Origin of the sequence: Peptoniphilus rhinitidis 1-13 (genome assembly GCF_000246925.1) — a bacterium.
Taxonomy (GTDB): domain Bacteria; phylum Bacillota; class Clostridia; order Tissierellales; family Peptoniphilaceae; genus Peptoniphilus_A; species Peptoniphilus_A lacydonensis.
In genome coordinates this window covers 20,872-44,885 of the sequence record NZ_BAEW01000003.1, presented here as the reverse complement: position 1 = coordinate 44,885, position 24,014 = coordinate 20,872, and the positions used below count along the sequence as shown (strand labels likewise).

Sequence of the window (24,014 nt, the reverse complement as noted above, 5' to 3'; positions counted from 1 at the left end):
ATGTTTACAAAGACAGAAATTGAAGAGATAAGAAAAGAGTTTCCCTTTTTAGAATTAAAACCAAATGGGAAAAATATTGTCTATTTTGACAATGGAGCAACAACTCAAAAACCTCGTGAAATTATGGAAAACATAAAAAACTTTTATGAAAAAGAAAATGGAAATCCTCACAGAGGTGCACATTATCTAGCAATGAAGTCAACAGAAGTTTATGAAAATTCTAGAGAAAAAGTTCGTGAGTTTATTGGTGCAAAAAAAGCTAGTGAAATTGTATTTTTGAGAAATGCAACAGAAGCTATAAATTTATTGGCATATTCTTATGGGCTTAATAATTTAAAAGATGGCGACGAAATTTTAATTTCAATTATGGAACATCATTCTAATTTAGTTCCATGGCAACAAGTTGCAAAGAAGACTGGTGCAAAATTAAAATATCTTTATATAGATGAAGATAAGCAAATTCCATTTTCAGAAATAGAAGAAAAAATTACAGAAAAGACAAAAATTTTATCAATAACAGGTGCATCAAATGTTGTTGGTACAAATCCAGACATTAAAAAAATTGTTGATTATACAAGAAAACATTCAGATGCAAAAATTATTTTAGACGGGGCACAACTTGTTCCTCATAGAAAAGTAAATGTCAGTGAACTTGATGTTGACTTTTTAGCCTTTTCTGGTCATAAGATGTATTCTGCACTTGGAATTGGTGTGCTTTATGGAAAAGAAAGTTTATTAAATGAAATGGAACCTTTCTTATCTGGTGGAGATATGATTGAATATGTTTATGAAGACCACACAACTTTTTTAGATGCACCACAAAGATTTGAAGCAGGAACTGCAAATGTTGAAGGAGCAGTAAACCTTTCAGCAGCAATTGATTTTATAAATAAATATGGAATGAAAAAAATTGATGAGTATGAAAGATATTTAACTGATTACGCTTATGAAAAACTAAAAAAATTAGATTATCTTGAAGTTTATACTACAAGTGATAAAAATAGAGCTCCGGTTATTTCTTTTAATTTTAAAGAAGCTCATCCACACGATGTTGCATCAATTTTAGATACTTTTGGAATTGCAATAAGGTCAGGTCATCACTGTGCACAACCACTTCACAGATTTTTAGGATCAAATTTTTCTTGTAGGGCAAGTTTTGCAATTTACAATACCACAGAAGAAATTGACTATTTTGTAGAACATCTTGATGATGTAAGGAGGATTTTAGGAATTGAATCTTGATAGTATTTATACAGAATTAATTTTGGAACACTCTAGAAACAAACATAATAGGAGAGAATTGGAAAATTATACACACAAAGAACTTGGACATAATCCAAGCTGCGGTGATGAAATTACTCTTGAACTTAAAGTTAAAGATGGAATAATAGAAGATATTTCTTATACAGGTCATGGCTGTGCGATTTCTCAAGCATCTACTTCCATTATGTGCGACAATGTCAAAGGTGTTTCTGTTGAAGAAGCAATTGACAGGGCGAAAAAATTTATTGGAATGGTAAAGGGCGAAGTTACAGATCCAGATGAACTTGAAGAACTTGATGATGCAATTGCCTTTGAATCCATTAAAAGTCTTCCTGCAAGAGTAAAATGTGCAGTTCTATCTTGGTATACTCTAAAGGATATGTTAGAAAATAATAAAGAAAAAGGATCTTTTATTCCTTCATAAGAGGTGATTAGATGAAACTTTCTACAAAAGGTCGTTATGGTCTTATGGCAATGTATAATTTAAAAGAAAATATTGGCAAAGGGCCAAGATCATTAAAAGATATAGCAAAGGATGAAAATTTATCTGAATCTTATTTAGAACAACTTTTTTCCCTTTTAAAAAAAGCAGGTCTTGTAGAATCAACAAGGGGAGCAGGAGGAGGATATGTACTTGCTAAAGATCCTAAAGATATTCCAATAGGAGAAATTATAAATGCACTTGAAGGAGATATATCTCTTTCTTGTTGCGATCTTGGTAAAAATGAAAATTGTGGAAAACTTTCTGATTGTGCAACAAGAGATATTTTAGCAAAGCTTCAAGGGAAAATTGAAGGTGTAATGGAATCAATGACATTGGCAGATATGTGAGGTATTTATGATTTATATGGACAATGCTGCTACTACAAAAATAACAGAGAATGTTTTTAACGAGATGCTCCCATATCTCAGAGAAAATTATGGGAATGCATCTTCTATTTATTCTCTGGGACAAAAATCAAAAGCAGCAATAGAAAATTCGAGAATAAAAATTGCAGAAATATTAAAAGTAAAACCAACTGAAATTTATTTTACGGCGTCAGGATCTGAATCTGACAATTGGGTTATAAAAGAAACATTGAATCAAAAAGAAAAAAATCATATAATATCATCAAAGATAGAACATCCAGCTATCTTAAATTCTTTAAAATCAGTTGAAAAAAAGGGAACAGAGTATTCTCTTATTTCAGTTGATAAAGATGGCTTTGTAAAATTAGATGAATTAAGTGAAAGTATAAGAGAAAACACAAAATTAATATCTATTATGTTTGCAAATAATGAAATAGGAACAATCGAACCAATTGCTGAAATTTCAAAAATCGCAAGAGATAAAAATATTTTGTTTCACACAGATGCAGTGCAAGCAATGGGAAATATTAATTTTAATTTAAAAGATCTAGACGTTGATATGCTTTCTATATCAGGGCATAAGATTGGTGCACCAAAGGGTATTGGAATTTTATATAAAAAAGATAATGTAAAAATAAATCCTTTTATAAATGGTGGGGAGCAAGAAAGATCAATGAGGGCGTCTACGGAAAATGTAGCATCAATTGTTGGAATAGGAAAAGCAATTGAAGATGCTTATGAAAATATTGACGAGGATATAAAATATACAAGAGAATTGAGAGATTATACTATTGAAAAGCTTCTCAACATAGATGGGATTATTTTAAACGGTTCCAGAGAAAATAGACTTCCAGGCAATATTAATATAACTCTAAAAAATGTAAAACCACAAACAATAGTTCAGTTTTTAGATATGTATGATATATGTGTTTCTTCGGGATCTGCTTGTGCAGCAGGAAGTATAAATCCATCTTATGTTCTAAGAGCAATTGGAAGAAGTGAAGAAGAATCTCTTTCCATGCTTAGATTATCACTTAATCGAGATAATACAAAAAAAGAATGTGATTTTGTAGTGGAAAAAATTTTGGAAGGAATGAAAAAGTTCAAGAGCAGGTGATGATATGTTGGAACAGATTTCTGGCAACGCTTCTAGATTTATGATTTATGCAATTGCAATACTTTCTATTATCCTAGTTTTTTTGACTATTTATTATTTAATAAATATAGGAAATAAACATATAGAAAGTAAAAAGAGAATAAATTTAGATCTGCCCATAATAATAAAAATATTTTTTGGAATTTTAATTTTTTATTCCATAATTGTTATTTTTAAAAAATTTTCAATACTTGGATACACACTTTCCTGCGTGATTATAGCAGTGATTTTTGCATATATTATAGATCCACTTGTAAATTATCTCGAGAGAAAGGGGATTAAAAGGCAATTTGGCGTAATAATAGTTTATATAACAGTTATTTTAATTTTCGCAGTACTTATAATTTCAGTGATACCAAAAACTATTAATGAAATTTCAAATTTACTTACAAGTTTGCCAGACATGGTTGACACTCTTACTAAGAATGTTAACGACTCCATGTCAGAATTTTTTGCCAAATTCAACGTTGAACTTCCAGATAATTTTATAGATGTATATAAAAAATCAAATCCAAAAGTGGAAGGTAATGTAGAAACACCTGAAATTGTATCAAATATTTTAGATTCCATAACTAAAGCTGTAAATAAACTAGTAGGAAACATGCAAGAATCTCTTATGAAATCTGCATCAAATTTACTTTCAAAATTATATGGCCTAGTAACTGGTGTCTTTAGACTTTTATTAGTATTGATTTTTTCTTTTTACTTTTCAGTGGACAAAGAAAAATTTACTTTAAAATTAAAAAAAGCAATACCAAATAAGCACAGAAAAGACGTAACATATCTAGCGACAAGAATTGACACAGCACTTCAACAATTTATTAGAGGAAGACTTTTGATGGCAATTTTTGTTGGAGTTCTAACGATGATTTATTTACTAATTCTTAGAGTGGATTTTGCAATTATAATTGGACTTATAACTTGTGTTGCAGACATAATTCCATACATTGGTCCATTCTTAGGTTGTGCACCTGCAGTTTTATTCGCATTTATGGATTCTCCTATAAAAGCACTTTGGGTACTTATTTTATTTGTTTTAATTCAATGGGTTGAAAATAATATCTTAGCACCGAAATTAATTGGAGATAGCACAGGCCTTAGTCCACTTATAGTTTTAATTTCAATAATAATTGGTGGAGGATTATTTGGAGTTTGGGGAATGGTTATTTCTGTTCCTATAACTTCAATAATATTTATACTAGTTGATTTTGTTAAAATAAAATACAATGACAGATATAGCGTTGATTGACAATAATAAGCTTTATAATTATAATATTTATAGCACATCCTCCCATGGACTGGGAGGATTTTTAATAGGAGTTGTATATGAAATATTTAGGGTTACACGATATAAGGACAGAATTTTTAAAATTTTTTGAATCAAAAAATCATTTTATACTTCCAAGTTTTTCACTAATTCCAAAAGATGACAAATCACTACTTTTAATAGGAGCAGGAATGGCACCAATGAAAAAATTTTTTACTGGAGAAGAAGTTCCACCTGCAAAAAGAGTTACAACTTGTCAAAAATGTATTAGAACTGGTGACATAGATAATGTAGGGCTTACAGATAGACATGCTACATTTTTTGAAATGCTTGGAAATTTTTCCTTTGGAGATTATTTTAAAAAGGAAATAATCCCTTGGGCATGGGAATTCTTGACAGTGAATTTAGAAATTCCAAAAGAAGATTTGTGGGTTACTGTTTATTTTGAGGACGATGAAGCTTACAATATTTGGAGAGATGTAATAGGAATTCCTGAAGAAAAAATAATTAGATTGGGAAAAGAAGATAATTTTTGGGAACTTGAAGTTGGCCCATCAGGTCCTTGTTCAGAAATTTATGTGGACAGAGGTTTAGAATATGGATCTGAAGAGGAAAAACCAGGTGATGAAGGTGATAGATTTATTGAAGTTTGGAATTTAGTTTTTACACAATTCGATAAAGATGAATCTGGTAATTACAATTCACTTTCACATCCAAATATTGACACTGGAATGGGGCTTGAGAGAATTGCGACAGTTTTGCAAAAAACTGAAAATATTTTTGAAATTGATGCAATAAAAGATATTATAGAAGAAATTGCAAAAGTTTCTGGGAAAAAATATGGAGAAGATAAAGATTTAGATATTTCTTTTAGAGTTATAACTGATCACATAAGGGCCATGACTTTTATGATTTCTGATACTGTTGTGCCTTCTAATGAAGGAAGAGGTTATGTACTTAGAAGACTTATAAGACGAGCTGCAAGACATGGTAGAAAGCTTGGTATTAAAAAAGCTTTTCTATTTGAAATTGCAGATATGGTGATTGACTCTTGGGGAGATCAGTACGAAGAATTAAAAGAGAATAGAGAGTCTATTAAAGAAATAATTAGGAGAGAAGAAGAAAAATTCTTAGAAACAATTGATGGTGGACTTGTAAGATTAAATGCAAACATAGAAGAAATGAAAAAATCAAATTCAAAATTTTTAGATGGAGAAAAAGCATTTAAACTTTATGACACTTATGGATTCCCAGTGGACTTGACAGAAGAAATTTTAAAAGAGGAAGGCTTTGATGTAGATATGGAAGGCTTTCAAAATGAAATGGATCTTCAAAAGAAAAGAGCTAGGGATGCAAGAGATGACTCCAATGTTGGTTGGTCAAACCAAGATAACAAACATCTCTTTGAGGGTCTTCACAATGAATTTTTAGGCTATGAAAAAGATAAGTGCAGTGGAAATATTATAAGAATAATTTCAAATGATAGAATAGTAGATTCTCTAGATAAAGGTGAAAAGGGAATTGTAATTTTAGATAAAACTACTTTTTATGGAGAAAGTGGTGGTCAAGTTGGAGATACTGGAGAAATTATTTCTGATAAATTTAAATTGAAGGTCACAGATACTAAGAAAACTAAAGATGGACTGCATCTTCACTTTGTTGAAGTTGTAGAAGGAAAATTAGAGAAAAATCGTGCAGAAGTTATAATTGACTCAAAGAGAAGAAATAATATTAGAAGAAATCACTCAGTAACACATCTTCTTCACAGAGCTTTAAAAGATGTACTTGGAAATCATGTAAATCAAGCTGGTTCTCTTGTTATGGATGATAGAATGAGATTTGATTTTTCCCATTTTGAAGCAATGACTAGAGAAGAAATTGAAAAAGTAGAAAATATTGTAAATGAAAAAATATTCGAATCACTTCCAGTTGAAACCAAAGTTACAAATCTTGAATGCGCTAAAAAAATGGGTGCAATAGGTCTTTTTGAAGACAAATATCATGATGAAGTTAGAGTTATTTCCATGGGAGATTACTCACGAGAACTTTGTGGTGGTACTCATGTAAAAAACACTTCTGAAATTTTGATGTTTAAAATATTATCTGAAAATGGAGTCAGCAATGGAATAAGAAGAATAGAAGCTATTACTGGGCCTGCAGTATATAATTATTTAAATTCCTTAAAAAGCGAACAAGATGAAATAGCAAGGGAATTAAAATCTAATAAAGATGAAATTATTTCAAAGATAAAGTCAAATAATAAAAGTTTAAAAGAAATGGCTAAAGAAATAGACAGGCTTGAACATGAAATGGCAAAAGATCAGATTTCTGGAATTTTAGATTCAGTTAGAGAAAAAAATGGTATAAAATACGTAACAAAGAAATTCGAAGGAGTTGATGTGAATACTCTTCGTGATTTAGCTGATGAAGTGAGAAATAAACTTGGATCAGTTGTAGTTTTATTTGCAACTGTAAATGATGATAAATTAAATTTTGTATGTGCAGTTTCAAAGGATCTTGTTGAAAAGAAAATTGTAGCAGGTAAACTCATAAAAGAAATTGCAAAAGTAGCCGGTGGTGGTGGAGGTGGAAGACCTGATATGGCAACCGCCGGTGCCAAAGATTTAAACAAGATTGATGAAGCTCTAAATAAAATAAGTGAATTATTATAATATTATCAAAATAGATATTTTATGATATAATCTATTTGGAGGCAATTATGGATCAAAACAATAATACACAAATTTTTGAAAAAAACATTTTGGAACAAGAAAGAATTAAGAGTATTTTAAAAGTTGTTTACAATGCTCTAGAGGAAAAAGGATACAATCCTTCTGACCAAATTATTGGATATATATTATCAGGCGATCCAACTTATATAACAAGTCATGATAATGCAAGATCCATGATACAAGAAATAGAGCGTGACGAGCTTTTACAAGAGATGCTAAAAGTTTATTTGGAAAAATTTTGAGATGGCTAGACCATCTCTTTTACATATTATATATGTACCTGTAAAGGTTGTGGTTAAATGAATAAAGTTTTAGGCTTAGATGTAGGAGATGTGTGGATTGGAGTTGCAATAAGCGACCCTCTTATGATTACTGCACAACCTCTTACTACTATAAAAAGGGAATCAAATAAAATAGCCTATGATAAAATTCATGACATAATAAAAGAAAATAATGTAGAAAAAGTAGTGGTAGGTCTTCCCAAGAATATGAACAATACTATTGGACCTCAAAGTGAAAAAGTCATTAAATTTGCAGAAAAATTAAAAAATAAATACAAAGTTGATATTGAGTATGTAGATGAGAGAATGACTACTTTAATGGCAGAGAAAGTTCTAATAGAAGGTTCTGTTCGAAGAGAAAATAGAAAAAAATATATAGATAAAATTGCAGCAACATACATTTTGCAAAGCTATCTGGATAGAATTAATTTATAGGTGATAATAGTGGAAAAGATAAAATTGTATGATGAAAATAATGAGGAAGTTGAATTTTTTGTAGATGCAAAATTTTCAATTGACGATACAGATTATGTAGCACTCTATACAGATGAAGAAGAGCCAGAAATCTATATATTAAAAGTGGTAGAAGATGAGTTTGGAAATGAACTTCTTGCCGGTATAGATGATTATGAGTTAAATGAAGCAAAAAAAGTTTATGAAGAACTTTTAGATGAAATAGATGGGTGATTGACTGTATGGATTTAAATACTGATCCTGTAAAGAAGATTCTAAAGGACGCAGGATATAAATATACAAAACAAAGAGCTAGGGTCTATGAAGTTTTTTTGAAAAATCAAGATAAACATCTTACCACAGAAGAAGTCTATAATTTAGTGGCTGAGAAAGATCCTGAAATGGGAATTGCAACTATTTATAGAACTGTTCAATTGTTTCACAAATTAGGAATTTTGGATCAAATTGCTTTTGATGATAATATTCTTAGATATGAACTTAGATTAAAGCAAGAAGGACATAGACATCATCATCTTGTGTGCTTAAATTGTGGCAAAGTAGAAGAATTTGATGCCGACGATTTAAATGAATTGGAAGAAGAAATAGAAAGAGAAAAGAATTTTAAGATTATTGACCACACTCTAAAATTTATGGGTTATTGCGAAGACTGCCGCCACAAATTTGAGGAGAAGGCAAATTAATGAGAAATACAAATAAAGTGAAGATTATTCCACTGGGAGGACTTCACGAGATTGGAAAGAATCTAACGGTCATAGAATATAGAGATGATATTATTATTGTCGATTGTGGTATGACATTCCCAGAAGATGAAATGCTTGGTATTGATGTAGTAATACCAGATGTAACTTATTTGGAAAATAATAAGGATAAAATAAGAGGACTTGTGCTAACACATGGTCATGAAGATCATATTGGTGCAATTCCTTATGTTCTTAGAAAATTAGATTTAGATATTTATGGTACTGCTCTTACAATTGGTCTTTTAGAAAATAAATTAAAAGAACATAGACTTTCAAGAGATAAACTTCATGTTGTAAGTGCAGGAAACGTAGTAAAACTTGGCAAAATGGAAGTTGAATGGATAAATGTAAATCATTCTATACCAGATGCTTGTGCACTTGCAATAAAAACTCCTCTTGGATATGTTTATCACTCTGGAGATTTTAAAGTAGATTTTACACCGATTAGTGGAAAGCCAATCGATCTTACAAGAATTGCAGAAATTGGTGAAAAAGGTGTACTTGCAATGATTGGAGAAAGTACGAATGTACTTAGACCAGGCTACACGATGAGTGAGTCAAAAGTAGGGGAAACATTTAATAGACTTTTTCAAAATCTTTCAGAAAACAGAATTATTATTGCAACTTTTGCATCAAATGTTCATAGAGTTCAACAAATAATAAATTCTGCAGAAAAATATGGTAGAAAAGTTGTACTATCAGGTAGGTCTATGATAAATGTCACAGAAACTGCGAAAAAACTTGGACAGTTTAGAGTTAAGAAAGATACATTTGTAGATATAAAAGACATGTATAAATATGATGACAGTGAGATTGTTTTAATAACCACAGGTTCACAGGGCGAACCTATGTCAGCTTTAACTAGAATTGCTTATGGTGAGCACAGAAAAATAGAACTTACTCCAAATGATGCTATAATTCTTTCTGCAACACCAATACCAGGTAATGAAAATGCAGTTACGAAAGTTATAAATAGACTACTCGAAAGAGGAGCAAAAGTAATATATGAAACTCTATCAGAAATTCACGTGTCTGGTCATGCTTGCCAAGAAGAATTAAAACTTATTTTGAGTTTAATTAAACCAAAATATTTTATTCCAGCTCATGGAGAAGTTAGACATCTAATGAAACATGCAAAAATTGCAGCACAAATGGGAATACCTGAAGACAATATTTTTATAATGGAAAATGGAAATTGTCTTGAAATTTCGCAAAAAGATGCAAAACTTGTAGGAGATGTTCCTTCTGGCAATATTTTAGTTGATGGTCTTGGAGTTGGAGATGTTGGAAATATCGTACTTAGAGATAGAAAACATCTTTCAGAAGACGGACTTATAATTGTAGTTATAACTATAACAAAAGAAGGCAAAGTTGTTTCTGGACCAGATATTATTTCAAGAGGATTTGTATATGTTAGAGAATCTGAAGATTTAATTGAGGATGCAAAAAATGTTGTCAGAAAGATATTAAAAGAGGAATCTAATGAAAATTTAAAGGATTGGAATGGATTAAAGTCTGACATTAGAGATAATCTTAGATCATATATTTTGAAAAATACAAAGAGAAATCCTATGATTTTGCCAATTATTATGGAGGTTTAGGATATTTAGGGAATCTATAAGGTTCCCTTTTTTAGAGGAATTATGCCAAATATAAATTATGATTATATAGAAAATTATTTAAGAAATTTAAAAGAAGTTCACGATGAAAAACTTTTGGAAATGATTGAGTATGCAGAAGAAAATCATGTTCCAATTGTGGAGAGGGAAAGTGAAGAGTTTATAAATTTTTTAATTTCAATGAAGGAACCAAAAAAAGTTTTAGAACTTGGGACTGCAATAGGTTATTCATCAATTTCTTTTGTGAAGAGAAATAAATGTATAAAAAAATTTGATACTGTTGAGTTAAATTCTGAAATGGTAAAAATTTCTAGGAAAAATATTTCTAGTGAAGGTTTAGATGAAATTATAAGTGTCCATGAAAGTGACGCTTATGATTTTTTGGAAAATTTAGAAGAAAAATACGATTTAATTTTTATAGATGCTGCAAAGGGGCAGTACAAAAAATATTTTGATTCTGCTTTAAAAAATTTAAATAAAGATGGTATTATAATTTGTGACAATGTTTTATTTAAAGGAATGGTCACAGAAGATAAGCTCATTGTGAGAAGAAAGAAGACTATTGTTAAAAGACTTAGGAATTTTTTAAGTGATATTTCAGAAGATGATAATTTTATATCTTCTGTTGTCCCCATAGGAGATGGGATACTTTTAGTTAGGAGAAAAGATGAAGAAAATTGAACTTTTAGCACCAGCTGGTGATATGAATAAATTAAAAACTGCAGTAGAGTATGGAGCTGATGCTGTTTATCTTGGTGGAGAAAGCTTTGGGCTTAGAAAGGCTTCAAAGAATTTTTCCGTGGAAGATATAAAGTGGGCTACAAATTATTTGCACGAAAGAGGAAAAAAGATCCATGTAACTTTAAATATTATTCCTCACGACAAGGATATAGTTGGAGTTGAAGAATATATTGAAAAATTAAATGATATTGGTGTTGATGCATTAATTGTTGCAGATCCTGGTATGTTTATGAAAGTTAAAAAGGTTGCACCTAATTTTCCTATTCACATTTCTACACAAGGTTCTGTTACAAATGTAGAAACGGTAAAGTTTTGGAAAGACCTTGGAGCAGAAAGAGTTGTAATGGCTAGAGAACTAAGTTTAGAGGAAGTTTCTGATATTATAAAAAATGTTGGAGATGAAATTGAAATTGAAACTTTTGCTCATGGTGCTATGTGTATGTCTTATTCTGGAAGATGTCTTCTTTCGAATTATATGACTGGAAGAGATGCTAACATGGGCGATTGTGCACAGCCTTGCAGATATAAATATCATCTTGTTGAGGAGAAAAGACCTGGAGAATATTTTCCAATAGAAGAGCATGATGAAGGTACTTTTATAATGAATTCTAAAGATTTGTGTATGATTGAACACATTGACGATATGATTCGTGCTGGAATTTCTAGTTTAAAAATTGAAGGCAGAGTTAAAAGTGAGTACTATCTTGCAACAGTTATAAGATCTTATAGAATGGCAATTGATGCATATTATGAAGACCCAGAAAATTATAAATATGATCCATATCTTTTAGAAGAAATTAAAAAAGTAAGTCACAGAGATTTTACAACTGGTTTCTTTTATGGAAAAGCTAATGAGAATTCTCAAGTTTATGAAGATAATTCTTATATAAGAGGTTATGATTTTGTTGGGATTGTTTTAGATTATAATAATGATACAAAGGTTGCAACCATAGAACAGAGAAATAGGATTTTTAAGGGAGAAGATATAGAAATTTTTGGCCCTGGTATAAAACATTTTAATTATAATATACAAGAGATGTATGATGATAAAGATAGAGAAATAGAAGTTGCAAATAAAGCTAAGCAAATTTTTAAAATAAAAATAGATAAACTTGTCAAAAAGGGATTTATTTTGAGGAGAGAGAATGACGAGTAAAGCTTGTATTATTGGGATTTGCGGAGGAAGTGGCAGCGGTAAGAGCACTGTTACTAAAAAATTAATAGAACTTATTGGTAGAGATAATGTTTCTGTAATTGAGCAAGATTCTTATTATAAAGATCAATCTAATTTGAAATTTGAACAGAGAGTAAATACAAATTATGATCATCCACTTGCCTTTGACAACGATCTTTTGTATGATCATTTAAAACTTTTAAAATCTGGAAGAGAAATTGAAAAACCTATTTATGATTTTGCACTTCATAACAGAAAAAGAGAAAGAGAAATAGTCTTTCCAAAGCCAATAATTATTTTAGAAGGCATTTTAATTTTTAGTGAAGTGAATTTAATTGACATTATGGATATAAAAGTTTTTGTAGATACAGACTCTGATGTTAGAATTATCAGAAGGATAAAAAGAGATATGAAAGAGAGAGAAAGGTCACTTGATTCAGTTATTGATCAATATATGAAGACTGTTAGACCTTCTCATCTTCAATTTGTTGAACCTTCAAAGAGGTATGCAGATGTTATTATTCCTGAAGGTGGGGACAATGAAGTTGCAATAGATCTTTTATATCAAAAAATAAAATCTTTAGTGTAAAATGTTTGACAATTAATAAACTTTGTGTTATCATATCGTTTGTTATTAAAGAAGAAGTCCGCTTCTCACCTAATGGCGAAGTCATTTAGGTTATTTTAAAATTATGATGAATTTGCGGGCATCTTTGTGTGCTCGCTTTTTTAATTTACGGAGGTGCTTAGAAATTAAAGAACTTCAAATTAATGAAGAGATAAGAGAAAGGGAAGTCAGATTAGTAGATGATGAGGGCAATCAATTAGGTGTTGTTGCTACAAATCAAGCAATCGATTTGGCTATATCTAAAAGACTGGACTTAGTTAAAGTTGCGCCAAACGCAAAACCACCAGTGTGTCGTTTAATGGATTATGGTAAATACAGATACGACATGGAGAAAAAAGAAAAAGAAGCAAGAAAAAAACAAAAGGTAATCAATATAAAGGAATTAAGACTTACTCCCAATATTGAGGATCACGATTTAAATACAAAAGCTAATAGAGCTATTGATTTCTTAAAAAATGGTGATAGGGTTAAAGTTGCAGTTAGATTTAGAGGTAGAGAAATGGGTCACACTGATCTTGGACGCGAAGTTCTCGATAAGTTTGTAGATTTAATTTCTGAGTATGGAGTTGTGGACAAAAAACCTAAGATGGAAGGAAGAAATCTAGTGATGTTCCTTTCAGAAAAAAAAGACAATGACAAGTCTGATAAATAAGGAGGATTTTTATGGCAAAGATGAAAACTCACAGAGCTTCCGCTAAGAGGTTTAAGAGAACAGGTTCTGGCAAGCTTAAGAGATTTTATGCTTATAAAGGACATTTAACAGGTAAGAAAACTGCTAAAAGACTAAGAAAACTTAGAAAAAGTAGTACAGTTTCTAAAGGTGATCAAAAGAGAATCGATCACATGATTCCTTAATAGGAGGTAAAGATGGCTAGAGTAAAAAGAGGCGTTAACGCCAAAAAAAGACATAAAAATATTCTAAAGCAATCTAAAGGATATTTTGGTGCTAAATCAAAATTATATAGAACTGCAAATCAAGCTGTTATGAAATCTCTTAACTATTCATACATCGGTAGAAAACAAAGAAAAAGAGATTTTAGAAAACTTTGGATTGCAAGAATTAATGCAGCTGCAAGACTTAATGGAATGAGCTATTCAAAATTTATTTCAGGTCTTAAAAAGGCAAATATAAATATTAATAGAAAAATGCTTTCTGAAATGGCAATTAATGATCCAGAAGGTTTTGCAAAATTAGTTGATGTTGCAAAAGAACAATAATTAGGACTCCCTTTGGGAGTCTTTTTCCATTTAAATTTTAAAAAATTGTATAATGAGGATATTATGATTAGAAGATTAAAAAAGAATCCACCTTTAATAGTTTGTCTTTCTTTTTTTGCACTAATTTTATTGGGAGCTATTTTATTAAATCTTCCAGCAGCAAGTGCAAATGGAGAAAGTATAGGCTTTTTAAATGCGTTTTTCACATCAACTTCAGCTTCATGTGTCACAGGTCTTATTGTGACTAATACGGCAACTCAGTGGACTGCCTTTGGTAAATGTGTAATTATTATTTTAATTCAAATTGGTGGGCTTGGAACTATGGTGTTTTTATCTCTAATTGCCATGGTTTTAAACAAGAAAATTGGAATATCTGAAAGAAGAATTATAAGAGAACAGACAAATGCTGATACAAGCAAGGGAATTATTAGACTTGTAATTTATATTATAAAATTTAGTTTGATTGTGGAACTAATTGGGGCAATTTTACTTTCAACAAAATTCATTCCAGACTTTGGGCTTAAAAAGGGAATTTTATTTTCGCTTTTTCATTCGATTTCAGCTTTTTGCAATGCTGGATTTGATATTATTGGAAATTCGCTTTCAAATTATGTTTCTGATTTTACTGTTAATATTGTAATTTCACTTTTAATAATTTTTGGTGGACTTGGGTTTACAGTTTTTATTGATATTTACAAAAAAAGAAAATTTAAGAATCTAACGCTTCATTCTAAAATAGTTGTTTCAATTACAGCAATATTGATTCTTGTTGGAGCAATTGCATTTTTCTTAATTGAACATGATAGTCCATCAATGGAAGGGTTGAGTCTTAAAGGTAAGATTTTGTCTTCTCTTTTTATGTCTGTGACATCAAGGACTGCAGGATTTAATACGATAGACATAGGGAAGATGCAAGAGGGTTCTTTGATTGTTACTATTATGTTAATGTTTATTGGAGCATCTCCGGCGTCAACTGGTGGAGGAATTAAGACGACTACTTTTGGAGTGTTATTGTTTTCTACTATTTCTGTTTTAAGAGGAAATGAAGATACAGAAATATTTCACAAAACTATATCTCGCGACGCACTTTTGAAGTCTTTGTGTATATTTTCACTTGGAAGTGGAATAATTATACTTGCATCACTAGTTATTACAATTATTGAACATGGACAATTTTTGTATATAGATATATTATATGAAATTGTTTCAGCTTTTGGAACAGTTGGTACAAGTAGAGGCATTACTGGGAATTTGAGTTCTTTTTCAAAAGTGATTTTAATAGTATTAATGTATCTTGGAAGAGTTGGAGCAGCAACTTTAGGTATAGGAATTTTAAATAGAAAGACAAAGAAGCATACGAGATATTCAGAAGGTAAAATTATAGTGGGGTAATTATGAAGACATTTATTGTATTTGGATGTGGTAGATTTGGTTCTACTGTTGCCACGAGATTGTATGAATTGAAAAATGAAGTTGTAGCAATAGATTTAGATCAAGAAAAAATTGATTTAATTTCTGAAAAAGTAACTGAGGCAATTGTATGTGATCTTGAAGATGAGAAAGCAGTGGAAGAGCTTGCACTTAAAAATTATGATGTTGCAGTTGTGGCAATTGGCGAAAATTTAGCTGCTGCAATAATGGCAGTTCTCGCATCTAAAGAAGCTGGAATTGATAGGGTTATTGCAAAGGCACCGTCTTATAGATTTGGTAAAATTTTATTGAAATGTGGTGCAGATAAAATTATATTTCCTGAGAGAGATATTGGGTATAGACTTGCAAATAATTTGTCAAATGACAGTTTGTTGGATTCTAATGAAATATCTAAAGGATATAGTATTTATGATTTTAAAGCAATTCCAAAGATGAATGGAAAAGAAATAAAGGAACTAAGACTTAGAGAAGATTACAATTTTAATTTGTTAATGGTAAAAAGAGAAGGAGAAAATTTTGTAAATCCAGAATCTAATTTTAAAATTAAAGAGGAAGATATTTTAACAGTTTTAGGTTCAAATAAAGATATTAAAAAATTTACAGAGGAAAATTAATTGTAGGGCTGCATATTTTGCAGCTTTATTTTTTATATGGAAATATTTTTAACTAGTTTCTGAAGTTTAGATTTTTTGTCATAAAAGTTTATGCACTATTTACATATTTAATGATATAAATTAAAATAAAATAGATAAAGTGAGAAGAGAGGTAAAAAATTGAAAAAATTACATAAGATTATGATTTGTGTTGCTATGGCAATGACTTTAGTAGCATGTAATCAAGATACAACAAATAAAAAAGCAGAAGTAGAAACAAAAAAAGAACCAGAAAAAGTAGTTTATTATTCACCACTTAGACATGAAGAAACAAAAGAAGATATATCAAAGAATAAAATTTATGCAGTTATGATAGATAATCACGATGATGCAAGACCACAATCTGGACTTGATCCTTGCGATGTTATTTATGAATATCGTGCTGAGGGCGAATATACAAGATATATGCTTTTATTTCAACAAAATTATCCAGATGTAATAGGACCAGTTCGCTCTGCAAGACCTTACTTTGTTGATACAGCAAAGGAATATAATGCTGTTTACATTCATTGGGGCGGCAGTGAAGCTGGACTTGCTGAAATTCACAAGAGAAACGTTGTGGACTTAGATGGAATTGCATTGGAAGGAATAATTTTTCATAGAAACAAAGATGTGGGGAAATTTGCTCCTCACAATGGATATATTGCACTACCAGAAATGATTGAGTATTTAAATAAAAAAGATATAAATACAATGGATAACAACGCATCACTTTCCTTTAAAGAAGATGATGAAAAGGCAAAAGGAATTGATGTAAATGAAATTGAATTAAACTTCAATCCAAGGTATAAGACAAAGTTTATTTATAATGCCAATACAAATAAATATCAATACAATAGACAAGGAGAAGTTGTTATAGATGAATCATCAGGAGTTGAAATTGGTACGACAAATGTTTTAGTACTTTTTCAAAAGGCAGTTGTCGCTGGTCCTAAGGGAACATTAAAATTAGACAACATTGGCAGCGGGAAAGGTCTTTTTCTTCAAGGGGGAAAACTAAGTGAGATAACTTGGGAAAAAGCAAATGAAGATGCTAGGACAATTTTTAAAGATGAAGATGGAAATGAAATTAAATTTTATCCAGGAAAGACTTTTATTTCAGTAGTTGATGATGAAAGTCATGTATTTTATGAAAAACCAATAGATGAAGACGCATATTCAAATCAAAATAATAATGGCGAAAATGCACAAAAAGTGGAAAATAAATAATTTTAAAAGAGATTTTTTTGGGTAGATATCTTGGGAGGTGATATTATGATTAATATGACAAAAATTGATTATGTAATAAATACTACTGGTGCAAGCTATGGTATAGTGAGAAAGGCTCTACTAGATAGTGATGGCGATGTTGATCTAGCAATTGAATATATTAATGACGGAAAATATGAAGAAAAAGAAAATCAAAACTTTTTCGAAGAGGAAGATTCCAAAGTTTTTGAAGATGAAGAAGAAAAATCTTCAAATGAGAAAAAAAGAAGAGCTGGAAAAGAATATGTAGATGAAGTTGTAAATTATCTTGATGAAATTGTAGATGCAATAAAAGAAATTTGGAGAAAGGGAAATGCAAGAAGACTTGTTGTCGAAAAGGATAACGAAACAGTTTTATCTCTTTCACTTACAACATCTGCTATTGGAATGATTTTGGCACTTCCTGCATCACTTCTTGGAATTTCTGCAGCTTATGTATATGATTATTCTTTTAAAATAATTATGGAAAGCGGAGAAGTTATAGATATCAAAGAGTATTTAAAAGACAAGAGTAAATTTTTATAATTTTTAAGAGAAGAGCCCTTCGGGGCTTTTTTATTTATAGGTTGAGGAGAAAAATGATAATTATAAGTAAGAATAATGATACATATAAGTTTTTAAAAAGTTTAAAGGAGAAGAAATACAGACAAGAACATAGATTATTCATGGTGGAAAAGCCAGTAGTAATTGAGGAAGCAAGTGAATGTGAAGTAGAATATATTGCTTTAAGTGAATTCTCTTATAAAGAAAATAAATTTGAAAATATTTTAAAAGATATAGATAAAGACAAAATTTTAATTTTTTCAGACAAAATTTTTGACGGGCTTTGTGATGCAAAAACTTCTCCAGGAATAATTGCATACTACAAAGAAATTCACAGAGAATTCAATGAAAAAAATGGAAAATTTTTATATCTCGATGATATAAGGGAGCCGGGAAATCTTGGTGGAATAATTCGTTCTGCTGATGCTTTTAAATTAGATGGAGTTATAATTTCAGAAAATTCCTGCGACCTTTACAATCCAAAGACAGTTAGGTCTTCCATGTCTTCAATTTTTAAAGTGCCAATTTATTTTATGAGTAGAGAAAGCTTAGTAAATTTAGATTTTAATATTATTGCTACTTCTCTTGATAACTCCACATCAACAAGAGATTATGAATTTAAAGATAAGGATATTGTTGTAATTGGAAATGAGGCAAAGGGAATTTCAAATTTTTTGATGTCCCACGCAAATAGTTTTTTAAATATACCAATTAGTGAAAATGTGGATTCCTTAAATGCAAATGTAGCTGCCTCAATTATAATTTATGAGATGATGAAATGAATTATGTAATTGTTGCAGAAAATTTTCCAGAAAAATCTTGCAAGAAATTAAAAGAATACGGGAATCTTGTGAGAACTAAATCAAATAAAAACTTAATGAAGGGACTAGATTCTCACACAGATATTTTAGTCCATCCACTTCCAGATGGCGAAATTGTTGTCGATAGAGATAACTTAAAATATTACAAAAAAATTTTTTTAGATAAAAATATTATCCCATCAAAATCAAAACTAGGGGCAAAGTATCCTCTTGACATTCCACTAAATGCCTTTAGATTTAAAAATTATTTTATCCACAATTTGAAGTACACAGATGAAGTTCTTTTAGATTACTACAAAAATTATGGATACGAAATGATAAATATTAAGCAGGGCTATGCAAAATGTTCATCTCTTGTGACAGATGATTTTATAATCACAAGTGATGGAGGAATTTATGAAAGTCTAAAAGATTTTGTTCCAATTTATAAAATAAATCATGGTGATATAAGATTAGGAAATTTTAATTATGGTTTTATTGGTGGGGCGAGTGGAGTCTTGGGCAAAAAAATTTTCTTCACAGGAGATTTTTCTCATCACTCATCCCATGAAGAAATTTTAAAAATAATAAAAAAATATAATTATGAAATTGAAATTTTATCGAAAGACCCAATAGAAGACTTTGGTTCTATTTATTTTATTTAAGACCTTTGTAAAAGTGACAAATATAAAAGATGGTATGTAGAAGGGTTAATTCCCTTCTTTTAATACATCTTTTATTTATAATATAATTATTAGGATATTTATAAACATATACTATCTATTTACTTTGTTTTGAAGAATTTTTTTATATAAAAATTTATTGTCATCGATATAATCAAACATTAACTTAAAAAGCAAATCTTTAAAAACTAAATCTTCTTCAAGGTAAGATTCTTTAGAAACCCCAGAAACATAAGTCATCTCTGTTAGAAGTCTACCACTATTTGTAGACATATATTTAGTCTTTTCTTCAAGTATAAAAAAAAGGAAATTACCATGTTCAGCTTCATGTGGATCTACATATTCTATACTTTTTTCATTTTCTATAATTTTAAAGAGACGAAAGGACATTTCTTTTATCTCAACATTTAACTTAACATTTCCTACGTAATATTTTGCATTTTCACTAAGCATATCTCTCTTGTAAGGAGGTAGTTCTGAAAAATTAATTTCAACAACATCAAATTTATTTTTGAGATAATCTATAAGGTCTTTTGAATCTCTCTCACCAATAGGAATTAAATGCTTGAACATTTTAATTTGGGTTTTGTAGTCCATTTTACTTTTACATCTCCTCAAAGGATTATTTTATAAAATAGTTTAAACTCCTCTTAGGGAGTTTTTTTCTTTCCCTTTAATAAGTAAAGGGACAAGACCAGGCCAAGTACAAAAAATATAATTGAAGTGAAGGAGTAGTCCACAACTTTAAAAAAATAGAAGATAAAAAAGTTGTTGTAGAGGATTGGGATAAGGAAAAATATAAAAAATAAAAACTTTTATTTTTGTATATGAAGGGCAGAGAAATTAAAAGGGGCAAGACAAAGGGGCTAAGCCCATAAAAATTTATAAAGGCAAAGAATCCAAAAAAATCATCTTCAAAGACAGGTAGAATAGGAATAGATCCCATAATGATAAGAGCAATGATAAAATATTTTAACTTATTTTTCATACTTGCCTCCAAATAATTTTTTCTTCATAAATTATATCAAAAAAAAGAAAGATCGTGTTTTAAAAAATTTAGCTTGGGTAATATAAAAAGGCGAGAGAAATGATAAATTCTTTCAAAATATTCTTGAAGATATAAAAACTTTATGATATTATAATAGCAATTTTAAAAAATGGCTTTGATAAGAAGAGTAAAATTTATAAAATTTTAAGAGAGGAAATGGTCGCTGCAAATTTCTAATTTTATATTTTTGAAAACTAACTTGGAGTCCCATAGCAAACTATGGCGTATGGATGCGTTAAATCCCTTGAGTTTAATTAAGGTGGAACCACGGTCATCGTCCTTTGGGATGATGGCTTTTTTATTTTATTTTTTTAATTTTAGGAGGAAGAAAATGATTATTAAATATCCAGATGGATCACGAAAAGAATACGAAAGTGGAGTTAAAGTGTCACAAATTACAGGAGATATTTCTAAAGGATTATTAAGAGATTCTCTTGGAGCAGTTGTAAATGGAGAAATTTTAGGACTAGAAGATGAAGTTTATGAAGATAGCGACTTTAAAGTTGTAAAATTTGAAGACAATGAAGGAAAAAGAATTTTATGGCACACTGCATCTCACATTATGGCTTATGCCATCCAAGAACTTTACCCAGAAGCAAAATTTGCCATTGGACCTTCAACTGAAACAGGATTTTATTACGATTTAGATTTAGATCACAGATTTGTTGAAGAAGATCTAAAGGCAATAGAAGATAAAATGAAAGAAATTGCTAAGAAAGACCTTCCAGTAGAAAAGATAGAAGTTTCAAGAGAAGAAGCAATTAATTATTTCAAAGAAAAAAATCAAGATTATAAAGTTGAGTTAATTGAAGATTTAAAAGAAGATGAAAAGATTACAATGTATAAAATTGGAGATTTTGTCGATCTTTGCAAGGGACCACATCTTCTATCAACTAAAAAAATAAAGGCAATAAAACTTCTTTCAATTGCGGGAGCATATTGGAGAGGCGACTCAAATAAAAAAATGCTTCAAAGAATTTATGGAATAGCTTTTGAAAAACAAAAACAATTAGATGAATATATTGAAAGACGTGAAGAGGCTGAAAAGAGAGATCACAGAAAGCTTGGAAAAGAGCTAGATCTATTTAGTATGCACGAAGAAGGACCTGGATTCCCATTCTTTCACCCAAATGGAATGATTTTAAGAAACACTTTATTAAATTGGTGGAGAGATGTTCTCGAAGAAAATGGATATGGAGAAATTTTAACTCCAATTATTTTGAATGAAGATTTGTGGCACAGATCAGGTCACTGGGATCACTACAAAGACAATATGTACTTTACAAAGATTGACGATGCAGATTACGCAGTAAAACCAATGAACTGCCCTGGATCAATTTTAGTTTACAATTCAAATAATCACTCTTACAGAGATCTTCCAATAAGACTTGCAGAATATGGGATAGTTCACAGACACGAACTTTCTGGAGCACTTCATGGTCTATTTAGAGTAAGAACATTTACTCAAGATGATGCCCATGTATATTGTTTACCATCACAAATAAAAGATGAAGTGTTTAAGATGATTGACCTTGCCGATTATTTATATAGCACTTTTGGATTTAAGTACACAATTGAACTTTCAACAAGACCAGATGATTACATGGGGGACCTTGAATCATGGAATTTGGCTGAAAAGTCACTTAAAGAAGCATTAGAAGAAAAGAATTTGCCATATACAATTAATGAAGGCGATGGAGCATTTTATGGTCCAAAGATTGACTTTCACTTAGAAGATGCAATAGGAAGAACTTGGCAATGTGGTACAATTCAACTTGACTTCCAACTTCCAGAAAACTTCAACTTAACTTATGTAGACGAAGATGGAGAAAGACAAAGACCAGTGATGCTTCACAGAGCACTTCTTGGATCAGTTGAAAGATTTATGGGTATATTAATTGAACATTTTGCAGGTAAATTCCCACTATGGTTATCTCCAGTACAAGTTGAAGTAATTCCTGTATCTGACAAATTTAAAGATTACGCAGAAAAAATCGCAGATAAACTTCACGAAGAAGGACTTAGAGTTCACCTTGATGGTCGTGCAGAAAAAGTTGGATACAAAATTAGAGAAGCACAAGTTAAGAAAATTAATTATATGTTAGTAATTGGAGAAAAAGAAGAAACTTCTGGAAAACTTTCTGTTAGAAAGAGAAGTGGAGAAGAAGTTAAGGATGTTGACATAGATGAATTTGTCACATCACTTAAAGAAGAAATAAAAAATAAAACAATTACTGAATGATAAATATATAATTGAAAGTTTTATTAAATAAGGATAAAATCTAAGCAGGTAAGAGCCTGCTTATTTTTATAAAAAGTTTCAGAAAATTTTTAAATATATGTAAAGTATCTATAATTTTATTTACAAAAGGATAAGATTATGGTAAAATACATTGATGTAACCGCACAGAATAGGTTTTAAAACTTCGGTACCTAGGATGGCGAGTCTTGTAATGAGGAGGTGCTACAATGTACGCAATTATTGAAACAGGTGGAAAACAATATACTGTTGAAGCTGGTGACAAAATTAAAGTTGAAAAATTAGATGTAAATGAAGGCGACAATGTAACTTTTGACAAAGTATTATTTGTATCTGGTGACGAACCTAAAGTAGGTTCTCCATATATCGATGGTGCAAAAGTTGAAGCCAAAGTATTGGCACAAGGTAAAGCAAAAAAAGTTATTGTTTACAAGTACAAATCTAAGAAAAATGAAAGAAAGAAAAATGGACACCGTCAACCATACACTTTAGTTGAAATTTCAGGTATTAACTAATGACTATTATTGACCTTTATAAAAAGGGAAATTATTATTGTGGATTTAAGTCTTGTGGTCATGCAGAGGGTGAATTTGAAAAAATTGTATGCTCTAGCATATCTACTCTCACTCAAGCTTTTTATTTTACACTTATAAATAAGCTTGGAGTAGAGGAGAGTGAAATAAAAGATGTTCAAGGCGACGGATTGTTAAAAATAGAAATTTTAAATAGTAATATTTATAGAAGAAATGATATTCAAACTTGTTTTGAATTTATGATTATGGGGATTGAGCTTATAAATGAAGCTTATCCAAATTATTTGACACTAAAGGATGTGGAGGTGCAAAATGATTAAATTTGATTTATTGCTTTTTTCTTCAAAAAAGGGAGCAGGCTCTTCTAAGAATGGTCGTGATTCAAACTCAAAAAGACTTGGAGTTAAAAGAGGCGACGGTCAATTTGTTCTAGCAGGAAATATTCTTGTAAGACAAAGAGGAACAAAAATCCATCCAGGAGAAAATGTTATGAAGGGTTCTGATGACACTTTATTTGCTACAGCCGATGGAGTTTTAAGATTCACAACTAAGGGCAAAGGCGGAAAGAAATTCGCTAATGTATATGTAGAAGAAAAAGTTGAAGCATAAGAAGGAAGCAGGGGAAACCTTGCTTTATTTTTTTGCACTTTGTAAAGTCTAAAATTTCACCAAG

29 protein-coding genes and 2 other annotated features are annotated in these 24,014 nt (G+C 30.2%); of the genes, 27 read left to right on the top strand and 2 right to left on the bottom strand.

What is annotated here, in order from left to right:
* From RH95_RS03010 to RH95_RS02900, 23 genes are all read left to right on the top strand, one after another.
* Positions 1 to 1,242 carry an aminotransferase class V-fold PLP-dependent enzyme gene (locus RH95_RS03010; RefSeq protein WP_010244199.1) on the top strand — a complete coding sequence of 414 codons (1,242 nt, stop codon included), beginning with the start codon at positions 1 to 3 and terminating at the stop codon, positions 1,240 to 1,242.
* Positions 1,232 to 1,687, top strand: a complete 456-nt coding sequence (sufU, locus tag RH95_RS03005; RefSeq protein WP_010244197.1) for a Fe-S cluster assembly sulfur transfer protein SufU — start codon at positions 1,232 to 1,234, stop codon at positions 1,685 to 1,687. Before RH95_RS03010 ends, sufU begins: the two co-directional genes overlap by 11 nt.
* A gap of 11 nt (positions 1,688 to 1,698) precedes the next feature.
* Positions 1,699 to 2,094: an RrF2 family transcriptional regulator gene (locus RH95_RS03000; RefSeq protein ID WP_010244195.1), complete on the top strand. Its 396-nt coding sequence runs from the start codon at positions 1,699 to 1,701 to the stop codon at positions 2,092 to 2,094.
* Between the two features lie 7 nt (positions 2,095 to 2,101).
* Complete coding sequence (locus RH95_RS02995) at positions 2,102 to 3,229, top strand: cysteine desulfurase family protein (protein WP_010244192.1); 1,128 nt, start codon at positions 2,102 to 2,104, stop codon at positions 3,227 to 3,229.
* 4 nt (positions 3,230 to 3,233) lie between these two features.
* Positions 3,234 to 4,517: an AI-2E family transporter gene (locus RH95_RS02990; protein ID WP_010244190.1), complete on the top strand. Its 1,284-nt coding sequence runs from the start codon at positions 3,234 to 3,236 to the stop codon at positions 4,515 to 4,517.
* A 77-nt stretch (positions 4,518 to 4,594) separates the two neighbouring features.
* A complete protein-coding gene (gene alaS, locus RH95_RS02985; RefSeq protein ID WP_010244188.1) occupies positions 4,595 to 7,207 on the top strand; it encodes an alanine--tRNA ligase in 2,613 nt (870 codons plus the stop codon).
* Positions 7,208 to 7,254: 47 nt separating this feature from the next.
* A complete protein-coding gene (locus RH95_RS02980) occupies positions 7,255 to 7,509 on the top strand; it encodes an IreB family regulatory phosphoprotein (RefSeq protein WP_010244186.1) in 255 nt (84 codons plus the stop codon).
* A 57-nt stretch (positions 7,510 to 7,566) separates the two neighbouring features.
* Entirely contained in the window at positions 7,567 to 7,983 is a 417-nt protein-coding gene (gene ruvX / locus RH95_RS02975) for a Holliday junction resolvase RuvX (RefSeq protein ID WP_010244183.1), read from the top strand.
* Positions 7,984 to 7,992: 9 nt separating this feature from the next.
* A complete protein-coding gene (locus tag RH95_RS02970) occupies positions 7,993 to 8,235 on the top strand; it encodes a DUF1292 domain-containing protein (protein ID WP_010244180.1) in 243 nt (80 codons plus the stop codon).
* Between the two features lie 8 nt (positions 8,236 to 8,243).
* A complete protein-coding gene (locus RH95_RS02965; protein ID WP_010244177.1) occupies positions 8,244 to 8,702 on the top strand; it encodes a Fur family transcriptional regulator in 459 nt (152 codons plus the stop codon).
* Entirely contained in the window at positions 8,702 to 10,363 is a 1,662-nt protein-coding gene (locus RH95_RS02960; protein WP_010244174.1) for a ribonuclease J, read from the top strand. Before RH95_RS02965 ends, RH95_RS02960 begins: the two co-directional genes overlap by 1 nt.
* 42 nt (positions 10,364 to 10,405) lie before the next feature.
* Positions 10,406 to 11,062 carry an O-methyltransferase gene (locus RH95_RS02955; RefSeq protein WP_010244172.1) on the top strand — a complete coding sequence of 219 codons (657 nt, stop codon included), beginning with the start codon at positions 10,406 to 10,408 and terminating at the stop codon, positions 11,060 to 11,062.
* Complete coding sequence (locus RH95_RS02950) at positions 11,049 to 12,278, top strand: peptidase U32 family protein (protein WP_010244170.1); 1,230 nt, start codon at positions 11,049 to 11,051, stop codon at positions 12,276 to 12,278. The genes RH95_RS02955 and RH95_RS02950 overlap by 14 nt, the downstream gene beginning before the upstream one ends.
* On the top strand, positions 12,268 to 12,885 hold the full coding sequence (gene udk / locus RH95_RS02945; RefSeq protein ID WP_010244167.1) for a uridine kinase: 618 nt from the start codon (positions 12,268 to 12,270) through the stop codon (positions 12,883 to 12,885). The genes RH95_RS02950 and udk overlap by 11 nt, the downstream gene beginning before the upstream one ends.
* 103 nt (positions 12,886 to 12,988) lie before the next feature.
* Entirely contained in the window at positions 12,989 to 13,576 is a 588-nt protein-coding gene (gene infC / locus RH95_RS02940; RefSeq protein ID WP_234347010.1) for a translation initiation factor IF-3, read from the top strand.
* An 11-nt stretch (positions 13,577 to 13,587) separates the two neighbouring features.
* Positions 13,588 to 13,779, top strand: coding sequence for a 50S ribosomal protein L35 (gene rpmI / locus RH95_RS02935; RefSeq protein ID WP_010244161.1), 192 nt, complete (start codon positions 13,588 to 13,590; stop codon positions 13,777 to 13,779).
* Between the two features lie 12 nt (positions 13,780 to 13,791).
* Complete coding sequence (gene rplT / locus RH95_RS02930) at positions 13,792 to 14,142, top strand: 50S ribosomal protein L20 (RefSeq protein ID WP_010244159.1); 351 nt, start codon at positions 13,792 to 13,794, stop codon at positions 14,140 to 14,142.
* A 63-nt stretch (positions 14,143 to 14,205) separates the two neighbouring features.
* The gene (locus RH95_RS02925) at positions 14,206 to 15,534 is read left to right on the top strand and encodes a TrkH family potassium uptake protein (protein ID WP_010244157.1); all 1,329 of its coding nucleotides are present in this window, start codon (positions 14,206 to 14,208) and stop codon (positions 15,532 to 15,534) included.
* Between the two features lie 2 nt (positions 15,535 to 15,536).
* Positions 15,537 to 16,187: a potassium channel family protein gene (locus RH95_RS02920; protein WP_010244155.1), complete on the top strand. Its 651-nt coding sequence runs from the start codon at positions 15,537 to 15,539 to the stop codon at positions 16,185 to 16,187.
* 159 nt (positions 16,188 to 16,346) lie between these two features.
* On the top strand, positions 16,347 to 17,435 hold the full coding sequence (locus RH95_RS02915) for a DUF3048 domain-containing protein (RefSeq protein WP_010244154.1): 1,089 nt from the start codon (positions 16,347 to 16,349) through the stop codon (positions 17,433 to 17,435).
* A 45-nt stretch (positions 17,436 to 17,480) separates the two neighbouring features.
* Complete coding sequence (locus RH95_RS02910; RefSeq protein WP_010243645.1) at positions 17,481 to 17,999, top strand: DUF4342 domain-containing protein; 519 nt, start codon at positions 17,481 to 17,483, stop codon at positions 17,997 to 17,999.
* A gap of 53 nt (positions 18,000 to 18,052) precedes the next feature.
* Positions 18,053 to 18,799 (top strand): TrmH family RNA methyltransferase, encoded by a 747-nt coding sequence (locus RH95_RS02905; protein ID WP_010243085.1) that lies wholly within the window; start codon positions 18,053 to 18,055, stop codon positions 18,797 to 18,799.
* Positions 18,796 to 19,482 carry a DUF6873 family GME fold protein gene (locus RH95_RS02900; RefSeq protein ID WP_010243083.1) on the top strand — a complete coding sequence of 229 codons (687 nt, stop codon included), beginning with the start codon at positions 18,796 to 18,798 and terminating at the stop codon, positions 19,480 to 19,482. Before RH95_RS02905 ends, RH95_RS02900 begins: the two co-directional genes overlap by 4 nt.
* A gap of 111 nt (positions 19,483 to 19,593) precedes the next feature.
* Here the strand turns inward: RH95_RS02900 and RH95_RS02895 are convergent, their stop codons facing one another.
* Both RH95_RS02895 and RH95_RS02890 read right to left on the bottom strand, forming a co-directional pair.
* Entirely contained in the window at positions 19,594 to 20,097 is a 504-nt protein-coding gene (locus tag RH95_RS02895; RefSeq protein WP_010243081.1) for a hypothetical protein, read from the bottom strand.
* 76 nt (positions 20,098 to 20,173) lie between these two features.
* Positions 20,174 to 20,488, bottom strand: a complete 315-nt coding sequence (locus RH95_RS02890; protein WP_010243079.1) for a hypothetical protein — start codon at positions 20,486 to 20,488, stop codon at positions 20,174 to 20,176.
* Between the two features lie 166 nt (positions 20,489 to 20,654).
* Positions 20,655 to 20,833, top strand: a binding site (T-box leader).
* A 46-nt stretch (positions 20,834 to 20,879) separates the two neighbouring features.
* On the opposite strand from RH95_RS02890, the gene thrS reads away from it, so the two are divergent.
* The 4 genes from thrS (at position 20,880) to rpmA (ending at position 23,950) form a co-directional block, all read left to right on the top strand.
* On the top strand, positions 20,880 to 22,790 hold the full coding sequence (gene thrS, locus RH95_RS02885; RefSeq protein ID WP_010243077.1) for a threonine--tRNA ligase: 1,911 nt from the start codon (positions 20,880 to 20,882) through the stop codon (positions 22,788 to 22,790).
* 148 nt (positions 22,791 to 22,938) lie between these two features.
* Positions 22,939 to 23,007: a sequence feature (ribosomal protein L21 leader region), on the top strand.
* A 10-nt stretch (positions 23,008 to 23,017) separates the two neighbouring features.
* Positions 23,018 to 23,323 (top strand): 50S ribosomal protein L21, encoded by a 306-nt coding sequence (gene rplU, locus RH95_RS02880; RefSeq protein ID WP_010243075.1) that lies wholly within the window; start codon positions 23,018 to 23,020, stop codon positions 23,321 to 23,323.
* Positions 23,323 to 23,661, top strand: a complete 339-nt coding sequence (locus tag RH95_RS02875; RefSeq protein WP_010243073.1) for a ribosomal-processing cysteine protease Prp — start codon at positions 23,323 to 23,325, stop codon at positions 23,659 to 23,661. The genes rplU and RH95_RS02875 overlap by 1 nt, the downstream gene beginning before the upstream one ends.
* The gene (gene rpmA, locus RH95_RS02870) at positions 23,654 to 23,950 is read left to right on the top strand and encodes a 50S ribosomal protein L27 (RefSeq protein WP_010243071.1); all 297 of its coding nucleotides are present in this window, start codon (positions 23,654 to 23,656) and stop codon (positions 23,948 to 23,950) included. Before RH95_RS02875 ends, rpmA begins: the two co-directional genes overlap by 8 nt.
* The last annotated feature ends 64 nt before the right edge of the window (positions 23,951 to 24,014 follow it).

Coding starts and splice junctions, on each gene's coding strand:
- rpmI (WP_010244161.1), top strand. CDS start 13,588: ATGGCAAAGATGAAAACTCACAGAGCTTCCGCTAAGAGGTTTAAGAGA.
- RH95_RS03000 (WP_010244195.1), top strand. CDS start 1,699: ATGAAACTTTCTACAAAAGGTCGTTATGGTCTTATGGCAATGTATAAT.
- RH95_RS02965 (WP_010244177.1), top strand. CDS start 8,244: ATGGATTTAAATACTGATCCTGTAAAGAAGATTCTAAAGGACGCAGGA.
- RH95_RS02955 (WP_010244172.1), top strand. CDS start 10,406: ATGCCAAATATAAATTATGATTATATAGAAAATTATTTAAGAAATTTA.
- rpmA (WP_010243071.1), top strand. CDS start 23,654: ATGATTAAATTTGATTTATTGCTTTTTTCTTCAAAAAAGGGAGCAGGC.
- RH95_RS03010 (WP_010244199.1), top strand. CDS start 1: ATGTTTACAAAGACAGAAATTGAAGAGATAAGAAAAGAGTTTCCCTTT.
- RH95_RS02980 (WP_010244186.1), top strand. CDS start 7,255: ATGGATCAAAACAATAATACACAAATTTTTGAAAAAAACATTTTGGAA.
- RH95_RS02905 (WP_010243085.1), top strand. CDS start 18,053: ATGATAATTATAAGTAAGAATAATGATACATATAAGTTTTTAAAAAGT.
- RH95_RS02920 (WP_010244155.1), top strand. CDS start 15,537: ATGAAGACATTTATTGTATTTGGATGTGGTAGATTTGGTTCTACTGTT.
- rplT (WP_010244159.1), top strand. CDS start 13,792: ATGGCTAGAGTAAAAAGAGGCGTTAACGCCAAAAAAAGACATAAAAAT.
- alaS (WP_010244188.1), top strand. CDS start 4,595: ATGAAATATTTAGGGTTACACGATATAAGGACAGAATTTTTAAAATTT.
- RH95_RS02910 (WP_010243645.1), top strand. CDS start 17,481: ATGATTAATATGACAAAAATTGATTATGTAATAAATACTACTGGTGCA.
- RH95_RS02900 (WP_010243083.1), top strand. CDS start 18,796: ATGAATTATGTAATTGTTGCAGAAAATTTTCCAGAAAAATCTTGCAAG.
- RH95_RS02895 (WP_010243081.1), bottom strand. CDS start 20,097: ATGGACTACAAAACCCAAATTAAAATGTTCAAGCATTTAATTCCTATT.
- ruvX (WP_010244183.1), top strand. CDS start 7,567: ATGAATAAAGTTTTAGGCTTAGATGTAGGAGATGTGTGGATTGGAGTT.
- RH95_RS02995 (WP_010244192.1), top strand. CDS start 2,102: ATGATTTATATGGACAATGCTGCTACTACAAAAATAACAGAGAATGTT.
- RH95_RS02990 (WP_010244190.1), top strand. CDS start 3,234: ATGTTGGAACAGATTTCTGGCAACGCTTCTAGATTTATGATTTATGCA.
- udk (WP_010244167.1), top strand. CDS start 12,268: ATGACGAGTAAAGCTTGTATTATTGGGATTTGCGGAGGAAGTGGCAGC.
- RH95_RS02875 (WP_010243073.1), top strand. CDS start 23,323: ATGACTATTATTGACCTTTATAAAAAGGGAAATTATTATTGTGGATTT.
- rplU (WP_010243075.1), top strand. CDS start 23,018: ATGTACGCAATTATTGAAACAGGTGGAAAACAATATACTGTTGAAGCT.
- infC (WP_234347010.1), top strand. CDS start 12,989: ATGATGAATTTGCGGGCATCTTTGTGTGCTCGCTTTTTTAATTTACGG.
- RH95_RS02925 (WP_010244157.1), top strand. CDS start 14,206: ATGATTAGAAGATTAAAAAAGAATCCACCTTTAATAGTTTGTCTTTCT.
- thrS (WP_010243077.1), top strand. CDS start 20,880: ATGATTATTAAATATCCAGATGGATCACGAAAAGAATACGAAAGTGGA.
- RH95_RS02960 (WP_010244174.1), top strand. CDS start 8,702: ATGAGAAATACAAATAAAGTGAAGATTATTCCACTGGGAGGACTTCAC.
- RH95_RS02950 (WP_010244170.1), top strand. CDS start 11,049: ATGAAGAAAATTGAACTTTTAGCACCAGCTGGTGATATGAATAAATTA.
- RH95_RS02890 (WP_010243079.1), bottom strand. CDS start 20,488: ATGAAAAATAAGTTAAAATATTTTATCATTGCTCTTATCATTATGGGA.